Annotated in this window: 1 pseudogene; it reads left to right on the top strand. The window is 75.4% G+C overall.

The window, feature by feature from the left end:
• Nucleotides 1–244: 244 nt before the first annotated feature.
• Nucleotides 245–755 (top strand): annotated as a pseudogene (locus ACFW2E_RS22885) (hypothetical protein); the annotation flags it as partial.

The raw sequence follows: 755 nt of genomic DNA, 5'->3' as shown, positions 1-755 counted from the left end.
GTGAAGGTCATGAAGGTCACGACCGACATCCTCCTGTAGGAAACCGCGGCGCGCGGGGGGGGCGGCGGCGGGCGCGCCGGGGGGGGGGGGCGCCGCGCCGCGGCCGCCCGCCCCCGGCACCCTGCTCGGCGCCGCCGACTGCACCTCCGCCGAGCGCGCGTCGCTCCCCATCGCGCCGGGAGCCGCGCACGCGTACTGCTGGGACCCCTCCGACACCGCCACGCCGGACTGGCGGCCCACGTCCGTGACCACCTCCGGGGACGCCGACGACGACGGCGTCTGGGGCGAGAACCGGGTGATCCTGGCCGGCTGGACACACAGCACGACCACCGGTTCCGTCGCCGACCGGGGCCTGGCCCGGGTCGCCTTCGTCAACGCCGACGACCCCGCCGACCTCACCTACAGCTGGGTGCTGCTCGCCGTACCCACCGACGACGGCCGCGACTACCGGGGACTCGTCTCACCTGTCTCCGGCATGGTCTGGTACCAGGACAAGCTGCTGGTCACGACGACGGCGGGCGGCACCGCCGCCCTCTACGTCTACGACCTGAACCGCATCCAGCGCACCACGGTCGCGAGCCCGGCGATCGGCAGGGTGCCCGGCGGCTGGTCGGCCGACGGCTACCGGTACGTGATGCCGGCGGTGGGCGCGTACCGCTTCCCCGCCGGGCGCTGCACCGCCTCCGGGTCCCCCTGTCCGGGCACGCTCGGCCTGGACCGGGGCTCGGCACCCGACAGTCTCGTCGTGAGCGAGT

Source organism: Streptomyces sp. NPDC058964 (assembly GCF_042741275.1).
In the GTDB taxonomy this organism is placed as follows: Bacteria; Actinomycetota; Actinomycetes; order Streptomycetales; family Streptomycetaceae; genus Streptomyces.
Note: the sequence above shows the minus strand (reverse complement) of the source record. Positions and strands in the feature narration are given on the sequence as shown.